Below are 13678 nucleotides of genomic sequence, written 5' to 3'. Positions count from 1 at the left end.
CTGCGCGCTGGGGCCGCGGCGCGGGGGGGGGGGGGGGGGGGGCCGCCGCCCCCCCCCCCCCCCCCCCCCCCCCCCTAGAGGGCTCGCTGCGGCCGTATGCAGCGAGCCCGGAAATCGCCTCTGACTCGCCTCCAGTTGCGTCCGCATGCTCGGAAAACGGCCAAAGGCGAGTCAGAGCGCATCGCGCGAGAGCTCCTGCGCGGGCGTGGCGCTCGCCGCGACCGCGGGGTAGAGGCTCGCCGCCGCCGCCGCCGCGAGGATGGCCGCGGCCTCCCCGGCGAGGGTCGCCCAGGGCACGGCCACCTCCAGCGTCCACCCGAAGAACGCCGGGTTCACCGCCTTCACGAGGATCAGCGCGAGCCCCCATCCCCCGGCGGCGCCGAGGACCAGCCCCGCCGCGCCGACCGCGAGCCCGCGCCCGAGGAACACCCGGAAGAGCTGCCCGCGCGTGGCGCCGAGGGCGCGGTAGAGGGCGAGCTCTCCCCGGCGCTCCCGGGCGAGCACGAGGAGCGCGAGCGTGACGCCCGCCGCGGCGATGAGGAGCCCCATCGCCTCGAGCAGCCGGGTGATCGCGAAGGTCTGCTCGAAGATCGCGAGCACCTCCCCCCGGAGCGTCCGGTTCGAGCGGATGAGGAGCGGCGCGCCGGGCAGCGCCGCCCGGAGCGCGCGCACCGCCGCCTCCGGGTCCGCGCCGCGCGGGAGGTCGACGGAGGCGTTCGACGGCAGCCCGGGCCCGTAGAGCCGGGCGTAGGTCGCCACGTCCAGGAGGACGGCGCCGCCCTCCGTACCGTAGTCGCGGTAGACGCCGGCGATCGGGAGCGTCACCTCTCCGTCCCGCGCCCGGAGCGCGAGCGTCGAGCCCGCGTCGAGCCCCGCCTTCCGCGCGAGCGGCTCGGAGACCAGGACCGCGCCGCGGCGGAGCGCGGCCATCGCGGCCGCTCCGTCGCCGCCGCCGACGAGCGCCACGCGCCGCCCGGCCGCCGGCAGGGCGGCGTCCACGCCGCTCACCAGGATCCGCCGGCCCGCCCCGAACCCGGCGTGCTGCCGCATGACCGCCACCGTCGCGCCGGGGAGCGCGCGGAGCGCCGCGATCACCTCGGGGCCGAGGGTCGCCTCGCTCCGGGCGCGGCGCCACGACGGGGTCGAGACGTACACGTCGGAGCGGAGCGTCGCGTCGAGCCACCGGACGACGGTGGTCCGGAAGCTCCCCACCATCACCGTGACGCCGACCAGCATCGCGACGGCGACGGCGAGCGCCCCCGCGGCGGGGGCGGCGGCGGACAGGCGCGTCCCGAGCCGGCGCGCCCCCTCGCGGACGCCCAGCCGGCGCGGGCGAGGGAGGCGGGTCAGGACCCGGAGCGCGGCCGGCGCGGCGAGTGGCACGGCGACGAGGACGCCCACCGCGAGCACGAACCCGGCCGGCGCCCAGCGTCGCGCGGTCGCCGCCGCGATCGCGGCCGAGGCGGCCAGGACCGCGAGCCCGGCGGCGAGCAGCCGGGCGGCGCCCGCGCCGACCCGCTCCTCCAGGGAGATCGACGCGAGGAGCGCCCGCGGGTCGGTGCGCCCGGCGTCGACGGCCGGCCAGAGCGCGCCGGCCACGGCGCCGCCGATCCCGGTGACGACGCCGAGGAGCGCCAGCCCCGGCGTGAGGGCGATCCCCTCGATCCCCTCGAGCAGGTACAGGTTGCGCACCGTCCCGGAGACCGCGGCGACGTTGGCGCGCGCCGCGAGCCAGCCGAGGGGGATCCCGGCGGCCGTCCCCAAGGCGCCGAGCACCGCCGCCTCCCCCAGCACCAGGCCGACCACCTGCGCCCGCGTCGCCCCCACCGCGCGGAGCACGCCGAGCTCCTCCCGCCGGCGCGCCACGGAGGCGCGCACCGAGGCGTAGACCAGGAACCCGCCCACCAGGAGCGACACGAGCGACAGCGCGGTCAGGTTCAGGCGGAACGCGCCGAGGAGCCCCTCCGCCTCGACCGTCCGCTGCGCCGCGGTGGCGACCCGCCCCCGGCCGCCGAGCCGCGCCGCGAGCCGCTCCGCCAGCGCGTCCGGCGAGACGCCGGGCGTGGCCCGGACGGCGATCTCGTGGAGCCGCCCGCGGCCCCCCAGGAGGCCCTGCGCCTGCGCGAGGTCCATGATCGCGAGGCGGCGGCTCGCCAGCGGCGCGACGCGCTCGAGCTCGACGATCGCGCCGATCACCAGCGTCGCGCGCCGCGAGCCGAGGGAGACGCCGATCCGGTCGCCGGCGCGCCACCCCTGCTCGGCCGCCCACGCGGACGAGACCGCGACCCAGCCCGGCGTCCCGAGCGCCGCCTCGAGGACGCCGGCGTCGAGGAGCCGCGGCCCCTTCCGCGGCGAGACGAGATCCACGCCGGCGAGCTCGAGCGTGACGCCGGGCCGGCCGTCCACCGCCACGTCCGCCCGGAACACCGGCGCGGCCGCGGCCACGCCGGGCACCGCCAGCACCTCGTCGAGGAGCGCCTCGTCGAGGGCGCCGGCCCAGGGCAGCACCGACAGGTCGGCGTCGCCCGAGACCGCCTTCACCGTCCCGGAGAACGCGCCGAGGGCGCTCGCGTCGAGGAGCTGGATCGAGAGGACCGACGCGACCCCGAGCGCGACGCCGGCGACCGCGAGCAGGAACAGGGCCTTCCCGCCCCGGACCTCCTTCGCCACGGCGCGCGGGAGGTACTGCCTCATGGCGCCACCCGCTTGCGTCGAGCGTCGCGAGGCCCACGATGCCGTCGCCGAGCGGGGGCACACGACGACCGAGCAGCGCAGGCGTGCCTGTTGGCACGTCGAGCAGCGCAGGGAGGAGCCTGCCCCGCGCAGGCAGGCAGCGTGCGCCGCAGCAGCTCGAGGCGAGTGGGTGTCGCCATCACCCGGCGACCGGGGCCGCGCCCCCGCTCCGCGCGGCCTCGAGCCGGCCTGCGTGCAGCGTCCAGACCTCGTCCGCGGCCGCCGCGAGCTCGCGGCTGTGGGTCACGTACACGAGCGCGCTCCCCTCCTCCCGCGCCACCTCGAGGAGGAGCTCCATCACGACCTGCCCGCTCGCCTCGTCCAGGTTCCCGGTGGGCTCGTCGGCGAGGAGCAGCGTCGGCCGGCGGAGGAGGGCGCGGCAGAGGGCGACCCGCTGCATCTCGCCGCCGGAGAGCTTCTGGACCGGATCGCCGCCCCGCCCCCCGAGCCCGACGCGCGCGAGCAGCGACCGGGCCCGCGCGCGGGCGGGGCCAGGCGGATCGCCGGCGACGAGCGCCGGCACGAGGACGTTCTCCTCGGCGGTGAGGTGCGGGAGCAGGTGGAAGAACTGGAACACCAGCCCGATGCCCTCGCGGCGCGCGAGGGTCCGATCCCGATCCGAGAGCCGGCCGAGCGAGCGGCCGAGGAGGAGCACCTCGCCCGAGTCCGGCGCGTCGATGCCGGCCGCGAGGTGGAGCAGCGTGGACTTGCCCGAGCCGCTCCGGCCGGTGATCGCCACGGCCCGGCCCGCGGGGACCTCTCCCGAGATCCCGCGCAGCACCGGGAGCTCGCCGCCGGCGGTCCGGTAGCTGCGCGCGACGTCACGAAACGCCAGGACCGGCGGCATGGGGACCTCTTTCATGCCCCCGGCCGGCGTCGATTTCAACGATCGCGGCGCCCTGCCGGGGGAGGCGGAGCGCCGCCTCCCCCAACCCCCACCCGCCTACCGCGCGCGGGCTCCGGCTCGCAGCTCCTGACGCGCGGCACTAGCCGCGGCCGAGGCGCGCCTCGATGGTGCCGAGGCCGCGCGCCACCGCGGCCGGCGCGAACACGATCGCCGCGATGGCGGGGCCGCAGAACGCGAGCCCGAGCACGATCGCCGCCCCGAAGTTCTTCCCCGCCGCGAGCGACTCGCCCTGGACCGCGAGGAACGTCCCCGCGACCACGAGCCCGAGGGCGAACGAGGCCGCCCACCGCCGCCAGCCTTCGAACGCGGAGGCGAACGTGGCGGCCACGCCGAGGAGCGCGTACGTCGCGCCGAGCTCACGCTCGACGAAGACGAAGGAGGTCGCCACCCAGGTGAAGACCGCGGTCGCGAGCAGGCCGCCGACGAGCCGGCGCTCCTCGCCGGCCCGATCGAGGATCCAGGGCAGCACCGCGAGGAGCAGCCCCAGCTTGAAGACGGCGAACCGCCCCAGCCCGAGGCCTCCCCATACCTGCGCGTCCTTCACGTCCAGGACGCGGGCGATCACGCCGCCGGCCAGCTCCTGGCACGCGACGAGCGCGAGCGCGCCGACGGCGCTCGCGGCGAGGAACAACGCGATGGTCTTCTCCGCCTTGGTCATCCGGCCCTCCTGGGGGGCCGGCATTGTACCCCAATCGGGTCACCGACAAGCGTGACCAGGAGACGCGGGAGCCGCGATCCAGGACGTGTGACCGGGTTGACCGGGTGCGCGTTCGCGCGCGGGCAACCTGCATCGATCGCCACCTGCCGCAAGCGCCTGAAGGCCCTAAGACGCGATGAACCCGGCGCGGGCGAGCAGCGTCGCCTCGTCGAACCAGAGGCTCCGCGCGAGCGCCGCCGTCGCCCCGCGATCGACCGTGACCAGCGTGGAGCCCGCCCAGTCCCACACCTGGTTCTGCACGTCCCAGAGGTCGAGCTCGAGCCCGAGCCGCTGCGCCAGCCCGAGGATCTGCGTCACCTGGGTGGCGCTCTCCGCGGCCGAGGGCCCGGCGAGGAGCGCCTCGAGACGGCTCTCGACGAGCGCCTGCACGTCGCGCCGGACCGCGGCGAAGTGCAGGTGCGCGCCGAGGCGGCGCGCGAGCTCGGCCGTGCTGGTGAGCTCGGCCTCGGCCCGCGGGAAGTCGACGCTGCCCGCCCGCGCCGCCGCGGTGACCTCCAGCACGCGCCGCGTGAGCGTCACGTCCGCCGCGACCCGGAGCGGCCCCGGCACCGGCGAGTCGATGTCGCGCAGGAACTCCATCAGCCGCAGGTTGTCCTCGAAGATCTCGAGGTAGTCGTCCTCGTACCGGCGCATGGTCCCCTCGAGGAGGACCCCGGCGACGGCGCGCCGCTCGTCGAGGAACAGGTCGCCGAGCGCGTAGTCGCGGCCGGGGAAGTGCCGGTCCACCGCGCGGAGGAGGTGGGCGAGCGATCGCGGCCCGCCAGGGCCCAGGAGCGCCTCCTCCACGTCGCGCAGGTGCTCCGGCCCCTGGTACGGCGCGAGGCCGCAGCGGAAGTCCGCCGCGCCGAAGTGGAGCACGCAGCAGAGCGCGTCGAGGGTCTCGCGGGTGAGGGCGCTCTCGAGCTGGAGCCGCCCGAGCGCGATCGACACCGGTCCGGCCTGCGACTTGCGGCGCCCCTCCAGCCGGTATGCGTAGCAGAAGGTCCGGCCCTCGTCCGCGAGCGGCCGGACCGAGCCCGCGATGGCGAGGTGCGCGCCGACGCCCTCCAGCGTCACCACGCTCGGCTTCACGAGCGCCCGGTACACGCCGCGGCCGTCCCGGAGCTCGGGGACGTTCGACGGCGCCCGCGCCAGCGCCGCCTCGAACTCGGGCTCCAGATCGACGTCGACGAGCTCCCGGGCGAGCTGGATCGCCCGCGCGGCGTAGCGGAGGATCTGCACCGTCTCGATCCCGGACACCTCCGAGAAGAACCAGCCGCAGCTCGTGAACATGAGCTGCGCGTGGCGCTCCAGCTCGAGGAGCCGCAGCGCGCGCCGGACCTCCTCCTCGGCGAGCGCCCGGCCCGCCTCGCGCCGGAGGAGCTCGCCTGCGTCGCGCCGCTGCGGATCGAGGAGCAGGTCCACGTACCGATCGCGCGTGCTCCAGGGCTCCGGGAAGAGCGCCGCGGCCTCGCGCTCGAACACGGCGTCGAGCCGCTCGCGGAGCGCGTCGAGCGCCTCGCGGAGCGGCGCGCGCCACGCCTGCTTCCACCCCTCCGGCCCGCCCGCGCGGCACCCGCAGTCGGAGCGCCAGCGCTCGATCCCGTGGGCGCAGCTCCAGGAGGACCCCTCTGCGATCTCCGCCTCCCACTCCGCCGGGACGCGGTCGAGCGCCTGCCCGAGGTTCACGATCTCGAGGTCCGGGCGCCGCACCGCCGTCCGCAGGGCCGCCGCGAGGGTCTCGTCGCCGCCCTTCCGGTGGTGACCGAGGGTCTCGCCGTCGAACGCGACCACCAGGACCTCGTCGTGGTCGCGCCCCGGATCGAACCCGCCCTCGAGCCGCGCGAGGAGCTTCTCCGGCGAGGACAGCGCGTCCCCGAAGGCGATCTCCCGGGCGATGTGGCCGTCGTAGAAGAAGGCCACGATCTCGCGCTCCCCGAGCCGCACGCGGTAGGGCCGGGTCGGGTCGAAGCGCGCGCCCGACGCGTCCTGCCACTCGCCGTCGGGGGGGCGGACCCGGACCGCCTGGTAGGGCGAGAGGATCGTGAAGCGGATCCCCTCGTCGGCGAGCGCGGTGAGCGTCGCCACGTCGGCGGCGGTCTCGGGGAGCCAGAAGCCCTCGGGGGCCCGGTGGAAGCGGCGTCGGAAGTCGGCGATGCCCCAGCGGATCTGGGTGCGGCGGTCCCGCGGGGTGGCGAGCGGGAGGATCGAGTGGTTGTAGCCCTGGGCGATGGCGTTGCCGTGGCCGCGCCCCTCCAGGCTGCGCGCGTCGGCCTCGAGGACGTGGGCGAGGACCTCCGGCCGGCGGCGCTCGAGCCAGGCGAGCAGCGTCGGGCCGAAGTTGAACGACAGGTGGAGGTAGTTGTTTGCGATCTCGACGATCCGATCCGCCGCGTTCTTGATCCGCGCCGCGCCGTTCGGCCCGTAGCACTCCGCGGCGATCCGCTCGTTCCAGTCGTGGAACGGCTCGGCCGAGTCCTGGACCTCGATCTCCTCCAGCCACGGGTTCTCGCGGGGCGGCTGGTAGAAGTGACCGTGCAGGCAGATCAATCGACGCGTCATCTCCCCTCATCCTAGGACGTCGCGGCGCGCCGCGGCCTGCCCGGACAGGGCCCTTGCCCGGCAGGCCCGTCCGTCGAACGCCAGGCCGCCGACGGCGGCTGCGGCGGCGATCCCCGGCTCGCGTCGCCGCGGGAGACGCCGCGCGCCTTTGCGCAGGCGGCGGCCGCGGCTTAGGCTCCGTCCGCCCATGCCGCCCCTACCCCCCGCCGCCGTCGAGCTTCGCGACCGCCTCGTCTCCGCGGCGGAGCGCCACGCGGGTGCGGGGCTCCGCGACGTCGCCGCCCTCCCCAGCTCCGCGGCGGCGCTCCCGGCGGATCTCGTCGCGTTCCTGTGGCGGGCGCGCGGGCCGCTCGCCGCCTGGCTCGAGGAGGCCCTCGCCGCACCGGCGGGCGACGGCGCCTGGGAGCGGGATCCCGCGGGCCACCTCACCGTGCGGGCGGTGCGCGCGCTGCAGCGCTCGAACCAGTTCGCCTTCGGGCCGGACGCGGTCCGGCGGCTCGACGGGCTCCACGCGCGGGCGCTCGCCGGCCTCGCCGGCGCGCTCCGGGATGGGGCCTCGGAGCAAGCGCTGGCGGCGCACGCGCGCACGATCGCCGCCGAGTACCTCGCCGGGCTCTCCGCGCTCGCCCGCGCCGCCCTCGCGCCGGGCGGCGCCGCGCTCCGCCTGGTCGCGAGCGCGGAGTACGGCCCCGAGCTGCAGCTCAGCGTCCTCGGCCTCGATCCCGGCGCGCTCCTCGCGCCCGTCCTCGACCTCGGCTGCGGGGCGGAGGCCCGCCTCGTCCGCCACCTGCGCGCGAGGGGGATCGACGCCCGTGGCCTGGACCGCGCCGCGGAGCCCGGCGAGGGCGTGCGCCGGGGCGACTGGCTCGTCGAGCCGCTCGCCCCCGCGAGCCTCGGGACGGTGCTCTCGCACCTCGGCTTCTCGCTGCACTTCGTCCACCAGCACCTGAGACCCGGCGGCGACGCGCTCCGCTACGCCCGGCGCTACATGGAGATCCTCCGCGCGGTCCGGCCCGGCGGCGTCTTCGCGTACGTGCCCGGCCTGCCGTTCGTCGAGGAGCACCTCCCGCCGGCGACGTGGGACGTCACGCGCCTGCCCGTATCGATCCCGGCGCCGCCGGGGGCCGCGGCGACGATCCCCTGGTACGCGACCCAGGTGAGGCGCCGCGCCTGACAGCCCCACCCGCGTCGAGCGCCCAGGACGCGGCGCCGTGCGCCACGCCGGGCGGGCGCGCCGGATCCCCTTCACCCACCGCCAACGTAGGCGCGAAGACCACCGTGAAGCGCAAGCCAGACACACGACCCGGGGACTTGCACGCCCCGGATCCGTTCTGGTCTTCTCCGGCAATCTTCTGCTTCGTCCCGCACCGGAGGAGAGCTCATGCCCAAGCCGTGTATCGCCGCCGCTCCGCTCGAGCTGGAGTCGCTCCGCGAGGAGCTCTTCGTCCGCGCGGAGTGCTTCCTCGAGGCGCTCGACGCCGGGCGCCGCGCGGAGCTGCCGGGGTTGCTGCAACGGCTCACGGCGGCGGCCCGGGCCCAGTTCGTCGCCGAGGAGCGGCTGCTCGCGGAGACGCGGGCGCCGAGCCTCGTCCGGCACGCGCAGGAGCACGCGAAGTTCCTCTCCGACCTCGAGGTGCTCGCCGATCACGCCGGGCGCGAGGGGGCGGAGGGGCTCGACGCGCTCCGCCCCGCGGCGTGGCTCACCGCGTGGCTCGCCGCGCACGGCGGGACGGACCGCGAGCTGCCCACCCGGCCTCCAGCCCCGTCGCCGCGGATCCGGGTCGTCCTGTAGCGTCGCGCGCCGGCCGCGGCGCGGGCGGCCCGCGCCGTCCCCCGATGGGCGGCGCCGTCGCGCACGCCCGCGAGCTCGCGCCCCGGCCGCGGGGGCCCGCCGGTCGGCCCGGCGGGCCTTCGCCGCGAGCAGAGCGGCTCACCTCCCGAACAGCCCCTTCAGCCGCTTGCGCGCCTCCTCCTCGACCCGCTTTCGGGCGGCGGCGGCCTCGTCCCGGGCCTTCGCCTCGGCCTCGGCCTTCTTCTTCGCCGCGACCTCCGCCGCGCTCCCGCCCTGCACGCCGAGGGCACGGCCGATCGCGCCGGTCGCGGCCTCCTTCGCGATGGCCTCGACCGCGGGCCCGATGGAGAGCCCCTCCAGGCGCGGGCTCGTCGCGGGGCCGACGATCCGGAACGCGACGGGGATGGGCGCGCGTGGCTTCGCGCGGCCGCCGGTCAGCCGCGCGACGAGCTCCGGCGACAGCGAGAACGTGGCCGGCATCTCGAGCGTGCCGTCGAGCCGCGCGCCGCCCTCGACCGCGAGCGCGCCCTGGCCGGTGTCGATCTGGAGCGGCCTGTCGAGGCGCACCGCGCCGTTCGCCACGTGGAGCGCGAAGGGGAGGTCCTTGCCGAGCTTCGTCGCCTTGCCCTCCGGCAGCCGGCTCGCCGCGAACGGCAGCTTCGCCGCGATGGGCTGCGTGACGGCGGCGACGAGGTCCTTGCCGTAGAAGGTGCCGCCGCGCAGGTCGCCCTGCAGCGTGCCGGCCAGGCTCTTCTCGATCTCCGGGAGCTTCAGCCCGGTCCCGTCGAGCTGCACCGCCGCGTCGAGCGTGCCCCCGAGCACCTTCTGCTTCGAGAACAGCCGGAGCAGCTCCTCCCCCTGCACGCCCTTCAGGTTCGCCACCACCTTGAACGGCGCCTCGGGGTGGGCGAGGCGGAGGTGGGTCCCCTTCGCCGAGACGCTCCCGCCGAACGCGACGAGCCGCGCCTCGTCGAAGGTCACCGCGTCCTCCTCGACGCGCATCGTGACGAGCACGTCGGTGGCGGTGACCCCCTTCATCCGCAGCGCGCCGAGCTTCAGCCGCGCCACCCCGGAGAGCCCCGCGAACGCCTTCGGCTCGAGCGGCTTCGACGCCTCCTTCGGCTTCTCCTTCGGCGTCGGCAGGAGGAGGCGATCGAGGTCGAGCCGCGCCCCCGAGACGTCCGCGTCGAACCGGGTGGTCGGCTTCGCGGGCGTGCCGGCCATCGACACCTTCGCGCGCCCGCCGAGGCGGTCGCCGAGGAGGTTCACGTCCACGGTCGAGACGTCCACGTCCTTCGCGCCGGCAGACCCGCGGTAGGTGCCGGCGAGCTTCACGGTGAGCGGATCCCCCGGCTTCTTCGCCACGGTCCCGCCGGGCCGCAGATCCACGCCGCCGAGGTCGAGCGCCGCGTCGAAGCGGACGCGCCCCCCGCCCTGCGCCGCCTCCGCCCGCGCGACGAGCGACGTGGGCGCGCCGGCCGCCTTCTCGAGCTGCTTCGGCACCGAGAGCCGCACCGGGCCCAGATCGACCCGGAGCTCGAGGGACTGCGCCTGGCCGGTCCCCGAGCCCTGGAGCGAGAGCCCGATCGGGCCCGCGACGACCGCGCCCCCGAGCTGCTTCCGGAGGGGCGGGTAGTAGGCCTCGAGCACCGCGGGATCGAGGCCGTGCGCGACGAGCTGGAGCCCGTCCACGCGCGGCGCGTCGCCCTTCAGCCCGGTCGCGCGGCCGCGGCCGGTGACGATGACCGGCCCCGCCGTGAGCTCGAGCTTGCCGATGGAGAGGTCCCCCGCGGCGGCGTCGGCGTCGAGATCCGCGGCGAGGGTCACGTCCAGCTTGCGGCCGCCCTCCTGGCCGGCGAAGGCGAGCCCGGTCGCCTGGAAGCCGCCCTTCACGCGGGTCTTGCCCTTCCCCCCGGGCACCGCGGCCCCGAGCGCCGCCTGGAGATCCGCCGCGAACCGGCCGCCGCGGAACCCGGTGCTCGCCGGGAGGAACGGCGCGAGCGGGTCGAGGTCGATGGGCTGGACCTTCAGCGTGAGCTCCTCCACGGTCGGCTGCAGGGTCGCCGGGAGCGGCGCCGCCTTCACGCGCAGCTCGAAGTTCTCGGCATGGGCGAGGACCGCCGCCTTCACCACCAGCTCGAGCGGCTTCCCGGCGCGCAGATCGCGGACCTCGACGCCGAGGTGGTCCACGTACAGCTCCTTCGCGCCCGGGAGGCTCCGGTCCACGAAGGCGATCCGCGCGTCCTCGACCGCCGCGCGGTCCACCCGGAAGCGCGAGAGATCCGCGGGCTTCTCGGGCTTCTCCTCCGCCGGCTTCGGCTGGCGCGCGGCCCGCTCCGCGAGCGCCTTCGAGAGCCGCTCGACGTTGGTGGTGCCGTCCGGCAGCTTCACCACGTTCACCCGGAGGCCTTCCAGCACCGCGTCCCGGACCACGATCTCCTTGCCGCCCGAGAAGAGCGCCCGCAGGAGGCCCACCCCGACCTCGGCGCGGCGCAGCTCCAGGAGCGGCGCCCCCTCCCCCGGACCCGCGCCGATGCCCACGCCGGCGACCTTCACCCCGAGTCCGCCGAGGATCCGGGTCTTCACCTCGTCTACCGTGATGGGGCGTCCGAGCTCCTGCGAGAGCGCGTCGGTCTGCTTGCGCACCTGCGAGAGGAGGATCCGGTCGAGCGCCAGGACGGCGACCACGGCGACGACCACGAGGACGGCCAGCACGCCGAGGAGGATGCGCGACCTGCGACTCGTCACGAAGGGTCCGGGCATGCCGCGAGGCTATGTCACGCCGCCGCGGTTGTCAGCGTCCTCGCGAAAAGGCCCGCCGCGGGTCTTGGCGTCGCGCCCCGGAAGCGGCAAGCTGCCGACCGGTCACGCACGGTGCACGCACGACCTGACCCGTGTGGACGGAGAGGCGGGGCACCGCCCGTCGCCCATGGAGGCACACCCTTGGCTACCCTGCTCGCCTCGCTCGCCGCGTTCGCCCTCGCCGCCGCGCCGGCCGGCTCCGCCGCGTCCGGCGCCGCCCCCGACCGCGCGAAGATCCCGGACAAGTACAAGTGGAAGCTGACGGATCTCTTCCCGTCCGACGCGGCGTGGGCCGCCGCGAAGGAGGCGCTGGCGAAGGACCTGCCCGGCTTCGCGCGGCACCAGGGCCACCTCGGCGACTCCCCGAAGGCGCTCGCCGACGCGCTCGACGACATGGCCGCGCTGCAGCTCCGGCTCGAGCGGATCTTCGTGTACGCGTCGGCCCGCACCGACGAGGACACGCGCCAGCCCGGACCGCGGGCGATGCGGGCCGAGGCGGAGCGGCTCGCGGTGCAGCTCGACGCCGCGACGTCCTGGGTCCGGCCGGGCATCCTCGCGCTCCCCGCCGAGCGGATCCGCGGCGCCATCGCGGCGGAGCCGCGGCTCGGGGCCTGGGACTTCTACCTGGAGGACGTGATCCGCTGGAAGCCCCACACCCTCTCGGCCCCCGAGGAGCGGATCGTGGCGATGACGGGCGATCTGAGCGGCGCCGGGCGGAGCGTCGACACCGTCCTCATGAACGCCGACCTGCCCTATCCCACCGTGACGCTCTCGACCGGCGAGAAGGTCCGGCTCGACCAGGCCGGGTACCAGCGCGCGCGCACCGCGCCGCGCCGGGCCGATCGCGAGAAGGTGTTCCAGGCGTTCTTCGGCGCGCTCAAGGGGTACGAGCGGACCGTCGGGACGGCGCTCTACGCTCAGGTGAAGGCGCACCTCTTCGAGAAGGACGTCCACCGCTTCGGCTCCTCGCTCGAGTCCGCGCTGTTCACCGACGAGATCCCGGTCGAGGTGTACCGCCGGCTCGTCGCCGACGTGAACGCGAACCTCCCCACGCTCCACCGGTACCTCGCCCTCCGCAAGCACATGCTCGGCCTGAAGCAGCTCGGCTACGAGGATCTCTACACGCCCCTCGTGAAGGAGGTCGATCGCCGCTACACGATGGACCAGGCGATCGCGATGACCCTCGCCGCGGTGGCCCCCCTCGGCGCGCCGTACCAGGCGCAGCTCGCGAAGGGCTTCGAGACCGGCTGGACGGACTTCCTGCCCGCCCAGGGGAAGCAGGCCGGCGCGTACTCGACCGGCGTGTACGGCGTGCACCCGTACCAGCTCCTCAACTTCAACGGGCAGTGGGACGACGTGTCCACCCTCGCGCACGAGGCGGGGCACTCGATGCACACGGTGCTCTCGTACGAGCACCAGCCCTACTCGAAGTCCGCGTACGCGACCTTCGTCGCCGAGGTCGCCTCGACGCTGAACGAGAACCTGCTCTTCCGCAAGGCGCTCGCCGACGCGAAGACCGACCCGGAGCGGCTCGCGCTCCTCGGCCAGCACCTCGAGACGCTCCGGACCACCCTCTTCCGCCAGACGATGTTCGCGGAGTTCGAGCTCGCCTACCACGAGGCCGCCGAGCGGGGCGAGGCGCTCACCGGGGAGAAGCTCTCGGAGATGTACCTCGCCATCGTGCGGCGGTACTACGGGCACGACCAGGGCGTCTGCAACGTCGCCGCGCTGTACGGCGACGAGTGGAGCTACATCCTCCACTTCTTCAACTACCGGTTCTACGTCTACCAGTACGCCACCAGCCTGGTGGCCTCGACCTCCCTCGCGAAGGCGATCCGCGAGGACGAGGCGCACGGGCGGACCGACGCCCGCGACCGGTACCTCGCGCTGCTCGAGTCCGGCGGGTCCGCGTACCCGGTGGACCTCCTCCGGAAGGCCGGCGTGGACATGACCACGTCGGCGCCGTTCGCCGCCGCGATGGAGGAGATGAACGGCACCATGGACGAGATCGAGGCGATCCTCGCGCGCCAGCAGGGCGGACGGGCGGCGCCGGCGCGCGAGCGCAAGCGCTGATCGGCCCGGTGCGCGGGCGGGGGGGCGCGCGCCCGCCTCCGCGCCCGGTGCACGTCCGCGGCGCCCGCCGCGGGGCAGTGGCGTACCCCGCGCGTGACGGGCGCTCGCGCCG

General features: G+C 76.0%; 8 protein-coding genes. 3 read left to right on the top strand and 5 right to left on the bottom strand.

The annotated features are described in order from the left end of the window. Positions 1-171: 171 nt before the first annotated feature. The 4 genes from MNZ27_RS03830 to MNZ27_RS03815 form a co-directional block, all read right to left on the bottom strand. A complete protein-coding gene (locus tag MNZ27_RS03830) occupies positions 172-2694 on the bottom strand; it encodes an FtsX-like permease family protein (protein WP_242392711.1) in 2523 nt (840 codons plus the stop codon). Between the two features lie 178 nt (positions 2695-2872). Then, positions 2873-3580 carry an ABC transporter ATP-binding protein gene (locus MNZ27_RS03825; RefSeq protein WP_242392710.1) on the bottom strand — a complete coding sequence of 236 codons (708 nt, stop codon included), beginning with the start codon at positions 3578-3580 and terminating at the stop codon, positions 2873-2875. A 139-nt stretch (positions 3581-3719) separates the two neighbouring features. After that, positions 3720-4298, bottom strand: coding sequence for a hypothetical protein (locus MNZ27_RS03820; RefSeq protein WP_242392709.1), 579 nt, complete (start codon positions 4296-4298; stop codon positions 3720-3722). A 165-nt stretch (positions 4299-4463) separates the two neighbouring features. Continuing rightward, positions 4464-6899 carry a DUF3536 domain-containing protein gene (locus MNZ27_RS03815; protein ID WP_242392708.1) on the bottom strand — a complete coding sequence of 812 codons (2436 nt, stop codon included), beginning with the start codon at positions 6897-6899 and terminating at the stop codon, positions 4464-4466. Between the two features lie 187 nt (positions 6900-7086). Between MNZ27_RS03815 and MNZ27_RS03810 the strand changes: the two genes are divergently transcribed. Both MNZ27_RS03810 and MNZ27_RS03805 read left to right on the top strand, forming a co-directional pair. Continuing rightward, entirely contained in the window at positions 7087-8073 is a 987-nt protein-coding gene (locus tag MNZ27_RS03810; RefSeq protein WP_242392707.1) for a class I SAM-dependent methyltransferase, read from the top strand. Positions 8074-8280: 207 nt separating this feature from the next. Beyond that, entirely contained in the window at positions 8281-8691 is a 411-nt protein-coding gene (locus MNZ27_RS03805; protein WP_242392706.1) for a hemerythrin domain-containing protein, read from the top strand. A gap of 138 nt (positions 8692-8829) precedes the next feature. Here MNZ27_RS03805 and MNZ27_RS03800 read toward each other — a convergent pair whose 3' ends face one another. Further along, on the bottom strand, positions 8830-11454 hold the full coding sequence (locus MNZ27_RS03800) for a DUF748 domain-containing protein (protein ID WP_242392705.1): 2625 nt from the start codon (positions 11452-11454) through the stop codon (positions 8830-8832). A 180-nt stretch (positions 11455-11634) separates the two neighbouring features. Between MNZ27_RS03800 and pepF the strand changes: the two genes are divergently transcribed. Next, on the top strand, positions 11635-13566 hold the full coding sequence (pepF, locus tag MNZ27_RS03795) for an oligoendopeptidase F (protein WP_242392704.1): 1932 nt from the start codon (positions 11635-11637) through the stop codon (positions 13564-13566). Positions 13567-13678: the final 112 nt, after the last annotated feature.

Origin of the sequence: Anaeromyxobacter oryzisoli (genome assembly GCF_022690765.1) — a bacterium.
In the GTDB taxonomy this organism is placed as follows: Bacteria; Myxococcota; Myxococcia; order Myxococcales; family Anaeromyxobacteraceae; genus Anaeromyxobacter; species Anaeromyxobacter oryzisoli.
The sequence above is the reverse complement of the archived record's forward strand: the minus strand, read 5'-3'. Positions and strand labels throughout refer to the sequence as shown.

Coding starts and splice junctions, on each gene's coding strand:
- MNZ27_RS03830 (WP_242392711.1), bottom strand. CDS start 2,694: ATGAGGCAGTACCTCCCGCGCGCCGTGGCGAAGGAGGTCCGGGGCGGG.
- MNZ27_RS03825 (WP_242392710.1), bottom strand. CDS start 3,580: ATGCCGCCGGTCCTGGCGTTTCGTGACGTCGCGCGCAGCTACCGGACC.
- MNZ27_RS03820 (WP_242392709.1), bottom strand. CDS start 4,298: ATGACCAAGGCGGAGAAGACCATCGCGTTGTTCCTCGCCGCGAGCGCC.
- MNZ27_RS03815 (WP_242392708.1), bottom strand. CDS start 6,899: ATGACGCGTCGATTGATCTGCCTGCACGGTCACTTCTACCAGCCGCCC.
- MNZ27_RS03810 (WP_242392707.1), top strand. CDS start 7,087: ATGCCGCCCCTACCCCCCGCCGCCGTCGAGCTTCGCGACCGCCTCGTC.
- MNZ27_RS03805 (WP_242392706.1), top strand. CDS start 8,281: ATGCCCAAGCCGTGTATCGCCGCCGCTCCGCTCGAGCTGGAGTCGCTC.
- MNZ27_RS03800 (WP_242392705.1), bottom strand. CDS start 11,454: ATGCCCGGACCCTTCGTGACGAGTCGCAGGTCGCGCATCCTCCTCGGC.